We start from the raw sequence: 15,487 nt of genomic DNA on the forward strand, positions 1-15,487 counted from the left end.
CTTAAATCACACAGTGAGGTAAGGTCATTCCCAATAAAAGTATAACCTGTTCCAATTGTGGACAATATCGAGTCTTTGAAAAAACAGAGTGTATGAAGAAAGTGCTAGCATCAAACTGGACGAGGTGAAAAGCCAATGACTAAACGGCTTACCGAAATCAAAAGCCATTTACAATAAGTGGTTATCCAGAGAAATATTTAATGTTCGAAGCAAACAAGGCGTGGTCCAACTTGCCAGAGGACCAACGCCTTTTAATTCATAGATGAAAAGGATATTCAGGTGATATGTTTCTAACAGGTCATATTTACACCAAAACCTATCATATCTACTAATTCAAACTATAAACGATACCAAAAGGTTGAATTTCGTTTTTTGATCACTGCCCTGTCTTTTAATGTTTTTCTTCTTGTCGGGGATAACCCCAATTCCCTAGGTTTCATTACGAATAAAATAAGGTTTCATAATATATACTTTTTAATAGTGTCATATGTCAAACTAGTCGGTTGCAATGCATTTTTAAAGGTTGACTGATTACTTTCTCCAAAATGATACTCATTCAGGGCATCTGTATCCTTTAAGATATTTCCCGTTAAGATACATAGTGCTGACTCCTCTTTGTCAATAACCTGCTGGGACACTAATTTTCGTAGTCCAGCAACAGTAGCTGCCGAAGCAGGTTCACACCCAATACCACTTTTATCAATTATAGCTTTTGCGTCAAGAATTTCATCATCTGTTACGGAAATTGTCGTCCCATTTGTTTGTCTTAAAGAAAGCATTGCTTTTTTCCAACTAGGTGGATTTCCGATATTCAATGCAGAAGCTCTAGTATATGGCCGATGTTCAGGTATAAGTTCACTCTTATCTTGAGCTATCATTTTATGGAATGGGCTGGCACCTTCAGCTTGTACGATTGCTACTCTTGGCACCTTGTCTATAAACCCGAGTGCAAATAAATCCTGTAATCCTTTACCTAATGCAGTTGCATTACTTAAAGCTCCACCAGGTACTACAATCCAATCAGGTAAATTCCAGTTTAAATACTGGGCAATTTCATAAATAATACTTTTTTGTCCTTCTATCCTAAAGGGATTAATTGAATTGCATACGTACAAACCAAGATCACGACCATTCTCCTCTAAAAACTGAATTCCGTCATCATAAGTACCCGAAATACTAAAAACATGTGCACCGTACGCTATTGTCTGTAATACTTTATTAATCGATATATCTTTATTTGGGACGAAAACATAAGAATTTGCATTAGCGATTGAGGCATACATAGCTAAAGAAGAGGATGTATTTCCTGTTGATGTGCAAGTGAATTTTTTAAAACCCAAGGATTTCCCATGAGAAACCGCAACCGTCATACCATTGTCTTTAAATGAACCACTAGGATTTTCACTTTGCGCTTTTAAAGAAACCTGTTTCAATCCAGTATAGTTCCTAATCAACTCAGAAGAGTATAATCCTGTGTTTCCTTCATATTTCGTAACGATGCAGTCTTCAGGTAACTCAGGAAAAATTAATTCCTTGTACCTCCATACTCCACTTGCATAGGGTGTCATACGTTCAGAAAGGCGTTCATTGAATAAATGCTTCAAAAAATCAGCATCATAGTTGTGAAAATCTTGGACAATATCTAATAGTCCGCCACATGTACAATGGTAGTTAAAATTGTTAGAAGACATTCCTTGACCACAGTCGACACATATTAATTTCATAAATTAGGGACATACAAGCTGCCCTCTCACCTCTTTACTTAGAAATTTTTCTTGAGTAGGAACTTTTATAGTCTTATAATAACGGAAGAAAACCAATACATATAATATATCTTTTTATGGTATTCATAAGTTTTATTTATGATTATAGAGGTGAATAATGAACCTACATGCATTACGACTATTTCATACTGTTGCTGAAAAGGGAAATGTTACTCGTGCGGCTGAAGAGCTGAATATAAGTCAGCCTGCTGTAACGGCACAAATAAAAAAATTAGAACAAGAAATCGGGTTAATTTTATTGTCTCCTAAGGGTAGAGGCATCTTATTAACCCAAGCTGGCCTTCAACTTGCTAAACAAGCTAAAAGATTATTTTCCCTTGAAGCCGAAATAGACTCTTATATTGATCAACTCAAAAATGGAGCAGTTGGAAAGCTACGTATTGTCGCAACATATCTTCCAGCAAATTTTTTACTACCAAAATGGATTGGGCGGTACAAACAAAGATACCCTGAGGTAGAGGTAGAATTCACAACAACTAATTCTCGTAGTGCAATCGATCAGTTAATTAATTATGAAGCAGAAATTGCTTTCATAGGTGGAAGAAAAGAGTTTAATCCATTCATTCATAGTAAGGAATTACTTGAAGATAAAATGGTATTTGTCGTGCATAAAGATCATAAGTTTGCTTCAAAACATATTACATTGGCTGAAATGGCAAGAGAGCCTTTTGTGTTTCGAGAAGAAGGGAGCTCCTCAAGGGAAAAGTTGGTTTCTTTATGTAAAATCCATCATGTAAATGAACCAATCGTTGGTTTACAAATTAATGGATTGAATGAAACAATCAGAACAGTGATTGAAGGTTATGGAGTTACCTTTGTTTCGTCTCTTGAAGTAAACGAATATATTACCCGTGGAGAAGTAGGAACAGTATATGTGGATGAAATTCAATTAAAAAATCCCATCTCATTATGTACAAGAAAAAAAGATACACTTGCCGAAACTGCGCTTAATTTCATACAAATGATTGAAAAAGATGAAAATTAATCGAGGAGGCGCGCAGCCTCCAACAGAATTGTCATTTTCAAAAATCAGCATTCCAAGTATGTTAGATTGAAAAAATGCATTTTTTCAGCAGCATTTTTTTCTCCTCAAAATCTGTAAGGGGAAAAAATATCGTTATTTGCTCCAGAGCATTTTCAAAAGAATTAGTACGAGACCCGCAAACGGATGTTGATAAAATTAAAAGACCTGAGTAGGGTAGAATACCGAACTCAGGTCTTTTAATATATGTAGCTAATACCGCTCATCTTTTATTAAGGTTTCTCCGATGTCACATATGTACCAGCAATGAAATCATGAATCGACCGATGATCCTTTCTTATACCGACCATGAATGCGCTAATAATAAAACCTATCCCAATTGTAAGGATATAGACTATACCTGCAACAAATGTTCTTAACAGCATCGTGCCTATACCTAATTTCCTGCCATCGACCCGTACGATACGGATGCCCATGATCCGTTTCCCGACTGTATAGCCATACCAGACTATCGGGACGATCAGCATGTATAGCAAGTCCAATATTGTTGAGAAATCTTCATTTTCCCAATCACCGGTTATCCAACCGAAAATCAATGTTAAAGGCAAAGATATTATTAGTACGTCGAGAATTCCTGCGAATAATCGTTTCCAAAAACCTACTGAATCGTTCATCAATGATCCTCCTGTTAGCAGTTGTAGTAGTTACAATTAACTATTTTACCAGATTTGAGCTATTGTAACGAGCCTTTTTACATAATCCCCAACCACAATCCAACCATTTGCGATATTATTCCCCTGACTTGCAGACCCTTTGACTCCGTTTGCATGGAAAGGCCGGTCCCCCCCCCTTGCTTTGTAACGGAACAAGACCACTCAAAGACTTCTTCTGCAATACAAAAAAACCCTCTCTCTGGCTCATTCATGCAGAGAGGGGGTTTCGGATCTGTAATTGAAAGATAAAGCAAAAACAATGGAAATTTATGATGAAAGATTCACTCTTCAAAGTAGTTTATGATTTGCTTATCTTATAATTGCCATTAATCAATGGATGAACCCTTGAGTTTATTTTGTTTGTTGTTTATTCATGGCGCTCATCATTTGATTAATTTTCTTTTGGGATGGTTTCATACCCATTTGCATCATCATCATTTTCAGCATCTGTTCGTTAATTGGCGGATTTTTCTTTAAGTAATCCATCATGTATTTACGAGCGATGAAAAATCCCAGCACTACTCCAGCAATCAATGCCAGTACGCCAACTAGAATGTAAACCCACATACTATTTCCTCCTTCGTGTTGTCTAACATCAGTGTACTAGACCAAAGGTTATTATACAATACCCGCTGCCGAAAAGTCCCCCATTTAGACAAATTTTCTTTCTTTTATCGGTTTTAACCAGCCGTATTTTTCGTGTTCAAAATCTATGGCGAGGAAACTCGCCTCATATTTTCGAATACATTCAAAAAAGGCAGTCTCCGCTTCGTAGTCTCCATCAGCTTTTAGTGTAATGGATTCATTCTCGATAATTAAAACGGCTTTACTTGATCCATTTGTTTTTTCTAGATAGTATTTGCCATTTTGCGTCCAAAAATTCATCTTTCTTTGCAAACGGTGCTCGATGGCCAACTTCAATTGGATGGTCGGGACTGTCTTGGTGACAAATTCGATTTGTTTTTGCAAAATACTCTTCAGTCGGCCCCTTGCATGAATATACTCCAAAAACAAATTGAAAAATAGCTTTTCGCGACCGTAATAATGATGGGCAAATTCATCTTCGATTAAAAAAATTTGATAGGTTCTCATCAGCCAATGCCTCCTAGCATTCCAATTTTGGTAACACGGACAACGCAACACCAAATCCTTCCATTTTTTACTATCTATGATGACTTTCCCCTATAATTGACATAATTAAACGAAAATTAATTATTCTCATTATATATTGACAAACGGACGGTATATGTTGTTTGTTGGAGAAATTTTCTTCTTTTTTTGTCGAATCGAAGAATTCCCCTTACAATAAGAAATTCCAATAAAAAACTGACACCAATCTAGTTGGCGTCAGCTCCATTTACCATTATTTCAACAATTCTTTAACACGGGCCACTACATTATCGACTGTGAACCCAAACTCTTCCATGATCTTGTTTCCTGGTGCAGACGCTCCAAAGTGATTGATGGCCAAGATTTCACCCTCATCACCTGTATAACGATCCCAGCCAAACGGTGAAGCCACTTCAATGGCTAGACGTTTTTTCACAGCCGGATTGATGACACTTTGTTTATATTCTTTCGATTGCGTTTCGAATCGATCCCATGAAGGCATGCTGACAACAGAGACATCGATGCCTTCTGCCGCTAAAGCTTGCTGTGCTTCCACAGCCAAGTTCACTTCGCTACCTGTCGCAAGAAGCAAAGCATCAGCTTCTTCTTTTTTCGAGGCGGAGATGATATAAGCTCCTTTTGAAACACCTTCATAAGCATTTTTATCAGTGTCTTTAATTGTCGGTAATCCTTGACGAGTAAGTACAAGGGCAGTTGGTTTATTTGTAGACTCCATAGCCACTTTCCAAGCCGCTGCGGTTTCATTACCATCTGCTGGACGGATTACACCTAGGTTCGGCATCGCACGTAATGAAGCCAATTGTTCGATTGGTTCATGGGTCGGACCGTCTTCCCCTACAGCAATGCTGTCATGGGTGAATACATACGTTACAGGTAAGCCCATCAGTGCTGCCATTCTTATGGCTGGGCGCAAGTAGTCAGAGAAAACGAAGAAAGTCCCTCCGTACACTTTAAGTCCGCCATGGAGAGTCATCCCATTCAATGCAGCTCCCATTGCGAATTCACGTACACCAAACCATATATTACGGCCACTGTAATTACCCGGTAATAAATCCGTCTCACCTTTGATGGCCGTGTTATTCGAGCCGGCTAAATCTGCCGATCCACCTATGAAGCTAGGAACCGTTTTGGCAATCGCATTTAAAACTTCTCCGCTTGAAGCACGGGAAGCCAATGTTTTTCCTTCTTCATAAACCGGTATTTCCTGATCCCATTCAGCAGGCAGCTCACCTTTGATTGCCAGTTCCAATTGTCCGGCTAATTCAGGATGTGCTTCTTTGTAATTCTTGAACAGTTCGTTCCAAGCTTCTTCTTTTTTCGATCCGGCTTCTACACAAGCTTGATTGAAATGTGAATACACTTCCTCAGGAACATGGAAATCTTCCTCGAACGTCCATTTATATGCTTCCTTAGTCAGCTTCAGCTCATCTGAACCAAGCGGAGCGCCATGAACTGCTGACTTACCTGAACGGTTTGGTGAACCGTAACCGATAACTGTTTTCACTTCTATTAATGTCGGACGATTTTCATCCGTTTTCGCTTCTTCAATCGCTTTCGCAATTTCTTCCAGATCATTTCCATCCTCAACACGGATATATTGCCAGTTATAGGATTTGAAGCGTTCTGCTACACTTTCACTGAATGACTGACTTAAGTCTCCATCAAGGGAGATATCATTGGAGTCATATAAAACAACAAGTCTTCCAAGTTGGAGATGCCCAGCTAATGATGCCGCTTCAGCAGAAACACCCTCCATTAAATCTCCATCTCCGCAAATGCTATATGTATGATGATCGACCACATTATAAGAATCACGGTTATAGCTTTCTGCCAAGTGTCGTTCGGCCATTGCCATTCCAACTGCCATCGCGATCCCTTGTCCTAACGGTCCTGTAGTCGCATCTACGCCTGCAGTATGTCCGAATTCAGGATGACCTGGAGTTTTACTGCCCCATTGACGGAACCCTTTTAGATCATCAATGGTCAAGCCATACCCAGACAAGTGTAGGAGGCTATACAACAGCATCGATCCATGTCCTGCTGAAAGAACGAAACGATCTCTATTGAACCACTCTGGATTTTTCGGGTTATGATTCATATATTCAGTCCATAGTTTATACGCCATTGGCGCTGCACCCATAGGCATCCCTGGATGGCCAGAATTAGCCTTTTCAATTGCATCGATCGATAAAGTACGAATGGTATTGATAGAAAGTGCATCTAATTTATCTAACATATAGTAAAACATCCCTTCCTGTAATGTACCTCTTTATATTATAGTGACCCGCTAAATATCACAACTAAAATCACTATTCGATACCCAATATTATACATCCTTTAGCCAAAATTAAAGAATTCCCCTATTTAGATTAAACTAAATAGGAGAATACATACATGAATGCACTCTCTTTTACGGATTACTGTCCAAAAGAAGCTTACAATGGAGAGTTCCCGTCAGGAAAGTCCCAGCATTAATGTAAGTTTCTTTTCTCTTTAATATCTTTAATTTTCTGTGGAGTGACGTCATTACCTTCAGGATCGACCACTTTCACGTGTTCTAACGTATCGGACATCGATTGCCTGAATGTTTCTAAATACTCGCTTCTTAATAGCGTTTGCTCTTTCGCTTCCACTTCCGTCAAGCCGACTTCCTTAGCCTTTTTGGAAAGTTCATTAATGCGGGCCAATTTTTCTTTTGATAGCATAATTTCGCTCCTTCATATCTGCTGATATTGTCATGGTATTAAAAAAGAAGCGAAATTACAAGTTCTATGATTGACTTTCCTCTGTATTTTGCTGATGTTCGAGATAACGGCGGTTCACGGTAGCCTTGGATACTTTATAGCCAAAACCCCTTAAGGTGGCTGCAATTTCTGCAAACGTCAATCCGTTCTCACGAAGTTTAATGATTTCTACTACAGGAATTTCCTTGCGGTCCCTTCCAGTAGCATTCCTTTGGTTATGCAGGTTTTTTTGAGGGCGGTAGCCTTTTTCGACAGCCCTTAGCATCCCGCGTTTTATTTTCAAATTATGTAGCTTCCTTTGATATTCCTCCACAATCCCGACTATTTGGATGACCATGGCATCAGAATCCGATAGCTCAAGTTCCCCATCATGCGAAAGCGTGTAAATTTTCACGCCTTCTTTAAGGATGACATGGAAAAGCGCGATTTTGGCATTGCCTCTTCCAAGCCGTGTCTCGTCCTGGATTAATAGGACTTCAGCTTCCTTGGTTTTAAGAAGCTCCAGCATATCAAAAATCCCGTCACGGTTTAGCTCATACCCGCTAGCCTGCTCTTTTATTACCGCAACCACCTCCAAATCCATCTTCCCTGCCAACTTGACTAGCTCATCTTCCTGCCTTGCCAATGATGTTTCCTGTGTCTCTTTTTCCGTGCTGACCCTACAATAGATTACTGCCTTCATAATACCCTACCTTCACTGCTGACTGGCCAAATTCTGAACGAGCTTTTCCCCTTTTACCGGTATCACGATTACTTGTCCGGGTTTAATCGAATCCCCACTGATACCATTATGCTCTTCTATCCAACCAATGAATTCTTTTTTTGTCAAATCAGCTCCTTCATATTCTTCGGCGATTTCCCATAAGGTATCGCCTTCGCTTACTTCTATAGAAAGGAAATCCTTTTTTTGATCATCGTTTATTGTGCAAGAGAATAAAATTGAAAATATGAATACAGAACCGGCTAATAGAATCGTATAAATATAATTTTTGTATAATTTTTTCATGAATAATCCCTCCGACACGAATGTTCGTTCGTATTTTATATTTAAATTATAATAAGAACACCTGTTTCAGTCAACAACAAAATTCGAACTTATGTTTGTATAGAATTGGCCTCCATGCTATAATGAAGCAAAGAACATTGGGGAAGAGGTGCACATATGACTAAACTATCAAAACGGCAGCAAGATATTCTTGATTTCATTAAAGAAGAAGTTCGCCTGAAAGGGTATCCGCCATCCGTAAGGGAAATCGGCGAAGCAGTTGGGCTTGCATCAAGCTCGACCGTACACGGACATTTATCCCGTCTGGAAAGCAAAGGACTGATCAGACGTGATCCAACCAAACCGAGGGCCATTGAAATCCTGAATTTGGAGGATGCTAACAATATTCCGAAAGCCAATGTCGTGAACGTTCCATTACTTGGTAAAGTAACAGCCGGCATGCCGATAACGGCAATTGAAAACATAGAGGAATACTTTCCGCTTCCCGAAAGCATGGTACCGCATGATGATCATGTATTTATGCTTGAAATCATGGGGGAAAGTATGATCGAGGCAGGAATTCATGACGGTGATTATGTCATCGTGAAGCAACAGAGCAGTGCCAATAATGGAGATATCGTCGTGGCGATGACTGAAGATGATGAAGCCACTGTAAAACGATTCTTTAAGGAACCGGATTACATAAGGCTGCAGCCAGAGAACTCGAATATGGAGCCCATCATTCTGCGGGATGTATCTATACTTGGAAAAGTGATAGGCTTATATAGGCAAATACACTAAAAGCGCTAACCGCGCTTTTTTTGTTTGTCTCTTAATTTATGTAGAGAACTCTCTCATTATGCGTAGGGAACTAATTTTTTTGATAGGATTATTTTTTACTAGAATAGACCACATTTCCCTTCCACTATGCAATCGGTAGACAAAAAAAGAAAGCAAGTGCATAGCACTCCCTCCCGATTAACGTTCATTTTACTCTTAATCTTTGGTTCACTTTGATTAAGTTTAGATCGGCCAGCCCGTTCCACTGCTGAATCTGAACTTGCGTTGAACCATATGCCTTGGCAAGCGCAGAAACGGTATCCCCTTTTATCACGATATGATAGACCTCACCCACCATGGAGTCAAACTTGGTTAAATCGCTCGTTTCAATAAGGTTCACCAGTTTTTCAATATACTTCGGATCTGTGGCGTAGCCTGCATCGTATATTGCCTTGAGGGCTTTTTTAAAATCCTTTTCACCGATGACGGCCGTATATAAATTTCTATTCCACGAAGTCCCGAATGCATACAGATTGGCAAGATCGCGAAGACTTTCCTCCCATGTCGGGTACTTTCTGAATTTATTCCTTACTTGGACAGGTGCTCCATTAACATATTCGATTGTTTGCATGATGATAGATTCGCCTTTATAGTCACCTTTCGTACCGAATATATTTTTTGCTTGATTGGCTAAAGTGCTTGTCCCATATCCACTCTCCAAACATGCTTGGGCTATCATGACGGAAGGTAAAATTTTAAACTCTTCATGAATTCTCAGGGCATAGGGTGCAATTTCATTTATAAACGTTTCCTTGCTCATTCCGACCTCCCGAAAAGATTCTCTAGTAGATTAATGCATGCCTTCACTCTTATCGTATTCAGAGCGATGAGAAAGGTTACAGGTCGTCTTAGCCAATTTGGTATCGAGTTGGACACGCCTGCAAGATTAGAGCCAAATCATCAATATTACGATAGTATATTTTGTTTATACATGGTAAAAAATAAGCTTGAGAATTTCTTACTTAAGGTGGTGCACTGATGGACTTTCCAACTATCCATACAAACTTTTGGGATGCTGTGATAGCGATACCTATCATCATGATCGTTACACAGGTCGTCAAGATCATGTTCCATATCCCATCTAAATTCATCCCTACCATTGCATTAGGTCTCGGTTTATTCATTTCCATTTTCATCAGCCATCGACAACATTTGGTTGCAGGCATTTTCATGGGCTGGTTTTATGGATATGCAAGCATTGGCAATTATGCCGCCCTCAAAACTGGTATATTATCCTATCGATCATCCAAACAAAAGACGTAGTGAATATGTCTAGCATCGAGGAGACTCGCCTTCATTCGATTCACCATAGGCTTGTTAACTCGTAGGTACTGGATGTCTTTTTCCTCTCCCGCCGCCTTTTTTTCAAATAAAAAATGCCTTCTATAAGAAAAGGCATCTTCCAAGCATCCACGCTATTTTTCAATATAGATCGAACGAATCAGGGTACGTATCCGTTCGGTACCATTCGCCCCTTTTTCCTTAATATCGATCGTTACATTATATACACCGGATTTAGGCACCTCCGGAAGTGTTCCAGAAAAATTTTCATTGCCCTTTATATGCATGGAGGTTGTTGGGCTGATTTCCTTACCGAATTCATCGATTAGATGAACCTTAAAGGTTGTGAGTACATGCTCCTTTTTACCATTGAGCGGTTTCTTTATGAAAAATTCGGCATCCTTTTGTTTAACTTTTCCAGGCATGCTCAATGTAATCGGATCACGTTCGTTAAATTGTGCTGTTAATAAGTATGCGTCCAAAAGGGACTTCGTTTTCATCCGCACCCGCCAGGTACCCATTTCCAGCTTACTTTTTTTAAATGTTTGGATGGCTGCTCCCTTAAAAAAGGAAGTCTCATTTTTTGCGGTATGTGCTATGGGTGAAAGGGAGTGCCTTTCATTAGACGGAGATACGACTTCGATTTCGACATCTTTTGAGGCCGTGTATATGGTAATAACACCTGGTACCGCTTCGTCTACTTGGAAACTATGTTCATTCCAAGCATTTTGTTGCAGATCGCCTCCGAAAACGGTTTGAGAGAGTGCAGAAGTGATGGGCTCATCCTCCGCTTGCAGGTTATGTTGGATATCCATATCAGGAACCAATGCAATCGAAGTACTTCTTAAATACGGCTCGATTCTTGAAAATACGGCAGTCCCCATGCGAATGTTATCGTGATCCAGGTTTGAATTGGTAAATAAATGTGTCGCGTAAGGGATTTTGCTGCTCCAGACATTCACTAGCCCATCGTTTTCTCCATAGGAGGACAAGTACTCTCCTCCAAGTGATAAAGCAGTCAACGCTGGTCCTCTATTCATTCCAGCAACGGTGAAATACATGTTTTTCCGGGAGTTTATATGGTTATCTGTTGCAGAACGAAATTCCGCCATTTTCCCAACCTGCAAAGAATACGTTCCATCATCTTTTTGCCCCAGCAGTGAGCCTAGCCAGCCTGCATACCAGCTATATGCCAAATCAGCGAGGTTCGATCCATGGTGAGGGGATGCTAATGTGATGACCCTGCCGACATATTGGTGTGCTCCATAGTGCACAAGGGCCGCTTGGGTGTCCGGGCCCCCTTTGCTATGTGCTATGATATTTACTTTTTCACCCTCGAAATGTTTGCTTATTTCCTTTAGCATGGATGCTAACAGCCTGCCATTGTCGTATTGACTAGCGGAACCGTTTCCGGCTGAATCATGAAGCTGTACAAAAACGGTTTGATAGCCCGCTTCATATGCTTTGGTATACATATCATTGACCCCGTGATAATCCGTTTCACCATACCAGCTGGTAGAACTGCCATTCTTTCCTTGAACAAATACAATCGGCGGTTTATTTTTGTCATGGTTGGGAGGAATCCCCCCCAAAAACCAATCGCCAGGGGTGAATCTTTCAGAGGGTGGTTTTAATTTTCCAGCAGAGGACATGTCGGGCTTTGCCAGAATTAAGAATGTTACGATGAGGATAAGAAAAACGACATAATTGATTACATTGCTTTTCAATTGAGTTCTCCTCCTATTTCCTTTGCTTTTTTTAAAAATTACACGACAGACAATCCCCCCTTTACCAATTTGCCCTTTCATTAAATAGTATTTGTACGTTCGCCACCCATTACCTGCCATCTCCTTGAAAAACGGGAAAAAGATACTAGGTCGAAATCATTGTCGTAGTGATAAAGCACGATGCTTATCTCTCGAATTTCAAGGCTCTTCCACAACCTACCGTTATAACTTATACTTGGTGCTTCGAGTAACAGCTCCATTAATGAAACCGCAACAGGGCATTTTTATGGATATGAATCGCTCAAAAACGAGGAAAAACCCTTCTCCTAAAAAGTAGAGAGGGCTTGACCATCATTAAGCATGCTAACTGCCAATTCCTTCGAATGTGCCACTGTCCATGTACCCCTAATCTTGGTATTTTCAATAAGCCAGTCACCATGAAATAAGCCGTCAGTAAAAGTTTTTCACAACAATAAATGGCTTTCATCGATGGGATACTACTTAAAGTCTTTTAACTTTCCATTGATTTGCTTTCATCTGAGGATGGTTGGGGAGAATTCTGATAAAGCAATGCTGAAATACTTGGATACCTTCTTTCACTACGCTACAAATCCCCCTTCACCTTTTCAATATTTCACACTAATGACAGGTAATTTGATTTCAGTGATAAGCTCGTCTTTAACATTGTATAATTTGAACACTCCATCATGTTGGATAATATCTGAAACGACTTCCCCGCCAACTTCATTTCCAATCGCAATGGTATTAACAACAGATCCATCAATGACCTCAATAGATTCAATTTCTCTTTCCAGTTGTTTCACCTGCCTCCGTTACTCCGTACAAAACGCCGTAACTATGAATTTTTGTACTCCATCGATACGTTAGGGGTGCTCATGATTATTTTATCCATTCCCGGCTTGCCCTCTCTTTCGTCAAAAAGCACAGTTCTTCCTTGTCTCGTCAACTACATTTGAAGTGTACATCCGGGTCAAAAAAAATGATGTCATCAATTGAAAAACCTACACATTCAGCGAACATATACGCTTTATCGACCCTTAAAGGAATCTTATATTGTTCATAGTCAATGTATGTCCTCTTGGCCATCCTTAGCACTTTCGCCATTTCATCTTGGGTTAAACCTTTATACTTCCTAGCTTGCTTAAGTGTGAATTTAACCTGTGTCATATCTTGTCACCTCCTTTATAAAAAATGATATCACACTTGAAGTATAGTTGCTATCAATTTTTTGTAAAATTCGCGCACTATGAGTTTACTCAATTTCACTCATGGTGTATATTCAAATGAGAGGTGAAGAAAAATGCACATTGGGGAACGGATAAAATTACTTAGAAAAGAAAGAAAAATGACTCAAGAAGATTTAGCAAAGATATTAAAGGTCGCCCCGACGGCAGTTTCCGCCTGGGAGTCGGGCCGCAATAAACCTTTAATGGATAAGTTGAGCATGATGTCCACTTGCTTTGACATACCGCTTTCTCACCTCGTTGACGGAACACCGATCGTTAAAAAGGATTCCTCCATGGAAATTTTGAACGAAAAGAATGTTAGATTAATTGGTGTATATGGAAATATCCCTGCTGGAGAGCCTAATTTCACGAACGAATATATAGAAGCCTATATGCCTACATTGAATTCGATGCTAAAAAACAACAAAGACTATTTTTTTCTCCGAGTAAAAGGAAACAGCATGAACAAAGAGTTCAGCGACGGGTCCTTGATTCTTGTTGAAAAAACAAGCTACCTTGAGGACGGGAATATAGGTGTAGTCTTGGTAAATGGTCATGAAGCTACAGTCAAGCATGTGAGAATTGCAGCAGAAACAATCACGCTCATTCCTTGCAGTACTGATCCTTTTTATGAGGAAAAAACCTATCATTTCAAAAAAGATCAAGTCAATATTCTAGGAAAAGTGGTTCAGGCCATCAAACTATACGATTGATATCATTTCGTTCATTTCCATCCAATCGACTAAGTACAAATCTTATAGAGGTTTGTACTTTTTTATTTCCTGTACATATGTAGATGTCTTCGTAAAAATGGGCCTACCATACATGAGTTTCAGCATTGCAAAAATAATGATAGGACGGAGAAAGGAGAGTGGGTTCGAAACCGTCAGAGGCATTTATCAAGAACATTGAAAACCATTCTTCATTATGGAGGATGGCTTTCAATGTTCTTGTCTCCTCACCTTGCAATCCAAACCCTTTCCAGACTTCGTGATTGTCAGGATTCTGCCTCCGTATTACTCCAGCTTGGATTGGCATTGGTACGGGGGGCGCAAGACTGAATGCCGGTCCCCACTGCTAAGCTGCTTAGTTTCTGCAGTCGAAAGCAACGTTCACTGGACAAAACAAAAACCGCAGGCAAACTCCCTTACCATCCGAGTTTGTCCGCAGTTTGAGCCTCCTGCTTAAGAGGCATACTCTATTTGAGGTTAAAATTCCTCCACGGCAATTTCATTTCACTCTTACTTTCTGGTTTACGACAATGGTGTACTGGCTGTCAAGGTCGTTCCACTCTTTGATTTTTTGGACGGTACTGCCATAAGCCAGGCTTAAAGAGTAAACAGTGTCGCCGCTAACAACAGTATGATATACCGCTGTATCTTTTTTCTTAAGCTTGAAGCATTTCACAAGGCCGTTTACATGCCCGCGAGCAAGGGATTCGATAAATGATGCCGTTTTTAACTTGGCTGCATCATTGACATTATCGACAAAACCACTTTCGGTTAGAAGCGCAGGCATGTCCGTTTCACGAAGTACATGTAAATCCCCTGTTTTTTGTCCCCTGTCCGGAATGTTGATCAGCTTCATGACCTCTGTATGAATGATATCTTGATACGTTTTCGTCTCGCTGCTCGTTGACGTATAGATATAATCCTCATATCCAGTGCCGCCGCCAGCATTGATATGGATGGCAAGGTAGAAGTCGGCTTCCCAAGCGTTCGCTTGATTGGTCCGATCGCTTAAAGAGGGAAATGTATCTGATGTCCTGCTCATCTTTACGAAAACGTTCGTATATTCAATCAGCAGGATGTCCTTGATTCGAGTCGCGATGGATAATGTTAGGTCTTTTTCCTTCAAGCCATTTCCTACAGAACCTGGATCGCTACCGCCGTGTCCGGGATCAATAAATATTTTTACCATTTCAATCACCTCTATTAATCTTATGTACCGGATTGATAAATGCTTGTACACGTACACCAACAGCTAAAAAAAAATCTCTAGTTCAAGAAATTTTTGATGTTTCGAAACGGCGCCTCTGCTCATGCAGCTGATG

General features: G+C 40.0%; 17 protein-coding genes. 4 read left to right on the plus strand and 13 right to left on the minus strand.

Annotated features, from left to right (window positions below):
• Nucleotides 1-458: 458 nt before the first annotated feature.
• On the minus strand, nt 459-1,724 hold the full coding sequence (gene thrC, locus CVN76_RS18800) for a threonine synthase (RefSeq protein WP_100532541.1): 1,266 nt from the start codon (nt 1,722-1,724) through the stop codon (nt 459-461).
• A gap of 157 nt (nt 1,725-1,881) precedes the next feature.
• On the opposite strand from thrC, the gene CVN76_RS18805 reads away from it, so the two are divergent.
• Nucleotides 1,882-2,769 carry a LysR family transcriptional regulator gene (locus tag CVN76_RS18805; protein WP_100532542.1) on the plus strand — a complete coding sequence of 296 codons (888 nt, stop codon included), beginning with the start codon at nt 1,882-1,884 and terminating at the stop codon, nt 2,767-2,769.
• A gap of 269 nt (nt 2,770-3,038) precedes the next feature.
• On the opposite strand, the gene CVN76_RS18810 is transcribed toward CVN76_RS18805, so the two are convergent.
• The 7 genes from CVN76_RS18810 to yneA all read right to left on the minus strand — a co-directional run bounded on the left by CVN76_RS18810 (nt 3,039) and on the right by yneA (nt 8,360).
• Nucleotides 3,039-3,440, minus strand: coding sequence for an RDD family protein (locus CVN76_RS18810; RefSeq protein ID WP_100532543.1), 402 nt, complete (start codon nt 3,438-3,440; stop codon nt 3,039-3,041).
• Nucleotides 3,441-3,830: 390 nt separating this feature from the next.
• Nucleotides 3,831-4,046, minus strand: a complete 216-nt coding sequence (locus CVN76_RS18815; protein ID WP_034312934.1) for a YneF family protein — start codon at nt 4,044-4,046, stop codon at nt 3,831-3,833.
• Nucleotides 4,047-4,130: 84 nt separating this feature from the next.
• A complete protein-coding gene (sirA, locus tag CVN76_RS18820; RefSeq protein ID WP_061141701.1) occupies nt 4,131-4,571 on the minus strand; it encodes a sporulation inhibitor of replication protein SirA in 441 nt (146 codons plus the stop codon).
• Nucleotides 4,572-4,842: 271 nt separating this feature from the next.
• Nucleotides 4,843-6,846, minus strand: coding sequence for a transketolase (gene tkt, locus CVN76_RS18825; RefSeq protein ID WP_100532544.1), 2,004 nt, complete (start codon nt 6,844-6,846; stop codon nt 4,843-4,845).
• Between the two features lie 235 nt (nt 6,847-7,081).
• Nucleotides 7,082-7,315, minus strand: a complete 234-nt coding sequence (locus CVN76_RS18830) for a DUF896 domain-containing protein (protein ID WP_100532545.1) — start codon at nt 7,313-7,315, stop codon at nt 7,082-7,084.
• A 64-nt stretch (nt 7,316-7,379) separates the two neighbouring features.
• Nucleotides 7,380-8,036: a YneB family resolvase-like protein gene (locus tag CVN76_RS18835; protein WP_100532546.1), complete on the minus strand. Its 657-nt coding sequence runs from the start codon at nt 8,034-8,036 to the stop codon at nt 7,380-7,382.
• 12 nt (nt 8,037-8,048) lie between these two features.
• On the minus strand, nt 8,049-8,360 hold the full coding sequence (gene yneA, locus CVN76_RS18840) for a cell division suppressor protein YneA (RefSeq protein WP_100532547.1): 312 nt from the start codon (nt 8,358-8,360) through the stop codon (nt 8,049-8,051).
• Between the two features lie 156 nt (nt 8,361-8,516).
• Here yneA and lexA point away from each other — a divergent pair, with 156 nt between their 5' ends.
• Nucleotides 8,517-9,140, plus strand: coding sequence for a transcriptional repressor LexA (gene lexA / locus CVN76_RS18845; RefSeq protein WP_061141706.1), 624 nt, complete (start codon nt 8,517-8,519; stop codon nt 9,138-9,140).
• A gap of 184 nt (nt 9,141-9,324) precedes the next feature.
• Here lexA and CVN76_RS18850 read toward each other — a convergent pair whose 3' ends face one another.
• Nucleotides 9,325-9,939: a glucosaminidase domain-containing protein gene (locus tag CVN76_RS18850; protein WP_100532548.1), complete on the minus strand. Its 615-nt coding sequence runs from the start codon at nt 9,937-9,939 to the stop codon at nt 9,325-9,327.
• Nucleotides 9,940-10,157: 218 nt separating this feature from the next.
• Here CVN76_RS18850 and CVN76_RS18855 point away from each other — a divergent pair, with 218 nt between their 5' ends.
• The gene (locus CVN76_RS18855; RefSeq protein ID WP_100532549.1) at nt 10,158-10,442 is read left to right on the plus strand and encodes a hypothetical protein; all 285 of its coding nucleotides are present in this window, start codon (nt 10,158-10,160) and stop codon (nt 10,440-10,442) included.
• A 152-nt stretch (nt 10,443-10,594) separates the two neighbouring features.
• Here the strand turns inward: CVN76_RS18855 and CVN76_RS18860 are convergent, their stop codons facing one another.
• The 3 genes from CVN76_RS18860 to CVN76_RS18870 form a co-directional block, all read right to left on the minus strand.
• Nucleotides 10,595-12,112, minus strand: a complete 1,518-nt coding sequence (locus CVN76_RS18860) for a hypothetical protein (RefSeq protein WP_157805713.1) — start codon at nt 12,110-12,112, stop codon at nt 10,595-10,597.
• A 701-nt stretch (nt 12,113-12,813) separates the two neighbouring features.
• The gene (locus CVN76_RS18865; RefSeq protein WP_100532551.1) at nt 12,814-13,011 is read right to left on the minus strand and encodes a hypothetical protein; all 198 of its coding nucleotides are present in this window, start codon (nt 13,009-13,011) and stop codon (nt 12,814-12,816) included.
• A gap of 139 nt (nt 13,012-13,150) precedes the next feature.
• Complete coding sequence (locus CVN76_RS18870) at nt 13,151-13,375, minus strand: helix-turn-helix transcriptional regulator (protein ID WP_057913529.1); 225 nt, start codon at nt 13,373-13,375, stop codon at nt 13,151-13,153.
• A gap of 133 nt (nt 13,376-13,508) precedes the next feature.
• Here CVN76_RS18870 and CVN76_RS18875 point away from each other — a divergent pair, with 133 nt between their 5' ends.
• Entirely contained in the window at nt 13,509-14,147 is a 639-nt protein-coding gene (locus tag CVN76_RS18875) for a LexA family protein (RefSeq protein ID WP_100532552.1), read from the plus strand.
• A gap of 517 nt (nt 14,148-14,664) precedes the next feature.
• Here CVN76_RS18875 and CVN76_RS18885 read toward each other — a convergent pair.
• On the minus strand, nt 14,665-15,354 hold the full coding sequence (locus CVN76_RS18885) for an N-acetylmuramoyl-L-alanine amidase family protein (protein ID WP_100532554.1): 690 nt from the start codon (nt 15,352-15,354) through the stop codon (nt 14,665-14,667).
• Nucleotides 15,355-15,487: the final 133 nt, after the last annotated feature.

Source organism: Bacillus sp. mrc49, from assembly GCF_002803435.1.